Annotated in this window: 2 protein-coding genes; both read left to right on the top strand. The window is 33.3% G+C overall.

All coding sequences use genetic code 11. From position 1 onward, the window contains the following. A partial coding sequence (locus ACNQF8_RS15280) for an OmpA family protein (protein ID WP_417953925.1) occupies window positions 1-246 on the top strand: 246 nt, incomplete at its 5' end. A 395-nt stretch (window positions 247-641) separates the two neighbouring features. Beyond that, a partial coding sequence (locus ACNQF8_RS15275; RefSeq protein ID WP_417983546.1) for a PKD-like domain-containing protein occupies window positions 642-2,182 on the top strand: 1,541 nt, incomplete at its 3' end.

The following is a 2,182-nucleotide window of genomic DNA, read 5'->3' as shown; positions in this document are numbered from 1 at the left end:
ATGAAAATTGACATCCGTTCGCATACTGACAGCAGACAAACCTTCAAATACAATGAAGCATTATCTGAAAGAAGAGCTAAATCAACCATTAACTGGTTAGTTAAAAATGGAATTGATACAAGCAGATTAACAGGTAAAGGATATGGTGAAACTCAACTGGTAAACAAATGCGCTGATGATGTAATTTGTTCCGAAGAAGAACACCAACTTAACAGAAGAAGTGAATTTATTATTACTGCTTTGTAATATCTTTTGTGACTTGAAATAGTTAATCCTATTCAATAAATTAAACCTCGGGAGTCTCACTTTCGAGGTTTATTTATTTTAGGAATAAACATAAAATTATAATAAGCTTAATTAGGTAATCAAATTAAAATCCTAAAAAATTAAGTTAAATCTAATAAGCTCTACCATTCTGACTGTTAAAAAAAACAAATTAATTGTTAATTTTTTTAATTTAAAAACTAAATTTTCCTTAAAAAAAATACATTTCAACGAGTATTTAGGTTAGTTGTAGAAAAAAAAATCATAATTAAATCATTCTAATTAGTTTTAGTAAATAATACTTAGATTTTACTAAAAAAAGAAAACTAATTTATATAATTATATTTTTTTTCTCAAAATAAAATAAATAAGAAATCATGAAAAAAATTACTTTTATTCGATTTTTAGCTTTTTTAATCTTGTTGTTTTCGACAACGATTGGGTTTTCTCAAACAATAATAGCAAATCTTACACCTTCAAATTCTCCTTTATGTTCACCAACTGGCTGTCAAGCCAATGACGTAGAAATTGGAGAAGTTTACATTGCGGACGCAAATGGAACTAGGTTAACCACTTGTAATACAGGCGAACCAATTGCTGGTCAATATTTATGGGTACAAATAACAAAAGCAAGCTCTAAGTATGCTTTGTACATGCAATTCAACATGTATAGAGGGGCTGACGAAATTGACCAAAACGGTAACATCATATCAGATGGAACCACCAACAAAATTACCGTTGGAGACAATCGTCAAATATCTGTAGGAAATTACAGAATGATGCCATTGCCATCTTATACGTGTGGAAATTTTTTAACATTAAAAGATATTTATTTAGCATGGCAAACCCCTGGTGGCTCATCTACACCTGGATGCGCAACTCAACAAAGTAAATGTGCTGCAGAAAATTTACCTAACACAATAATCGTCAACACACCTTTAGCAGTTAATTTCACATCTAATATTAGCTGTACTGGAGGTACTTTTGAACAAGTTATTTTTACTAATTCTTCTACTGGAGGTGATGGGACATTAGCTTATTTATGGAATTTTGGTACAGGAGCAAGTCCTGCTACGGCAAATACTGCAGGACCACATACTGTAACATATACTTCAGGAGGTTCAAAAACCGTTAGCCTGAAAGTTACTGATATTGATACTGATACTGACACTGAAACAAAAATAATAACCGTTGAATCTTGTTGTACTACACCAATAATAGCTAATAAAACTGCAACTATTTGTAGCGGAAGTATATTCAATGTTTCACCAACAAATGGTGGTTCAGAAGTTGTTCCTACTGGAACTACTTATACTTGGACTGCTCCTATTGTTACAGGAATTACAGGAACCACTGCAGGGACAAACGCGACGAACATTAGTGGAACTTTAACTAATTCAACTAACGCGCCTATAAATGTATTATATAGTGTAACTCCAAAATCAGGGACATGTACAGGTAATTCGTTTAATGTTACTGTTACTGTAAATCCTAATTTCACACTTGCCGCTTCTTCTAAAACTGATGCTGCTTGTTATCTAGCTAGTACAGGATCTGTAACTGCTGGTGCTGTAACTAATGCTGTTGGAACGGTAACTTATTCTTGGAAAAATGCAAGCAACATTGAAGTTGGTACTTCTGAAAATGTTTCTAATCTTCCTGCTGGAACATATACTCTTACTGTTACTGACAATTGTTTTTCTAAAACCAACTCTGTAACTATTTCTCAACCTGCTGCTTTAGTTGCTACTATCGGAACTCCTACTAATGTTTCTTGCTTTGGTGGAAATAATGGTGCTGCTACTGCTTCTGCAACTGGAGGAACTACTTCTTACTCTTACAGCTGGAATACTTCTCCTGTTCAAACTACTGCTACGGCTTCTGGTTTGATTGCCGGAACATATACTGTTACTGTTAC

This window comes from Flavobacterium labens, assembly GCF_048286755.1.
Taxonomy (GTDB): Bacteria; Bacteroidota; Bacteroidia; order Flavobacteriales; family Flavobacteriaceae; genus Flavobacterium.
Note: the sequence above shows the minus strand (reverse complement) of the source record. Positions and strands in the feature narration are given on the sequence as shown.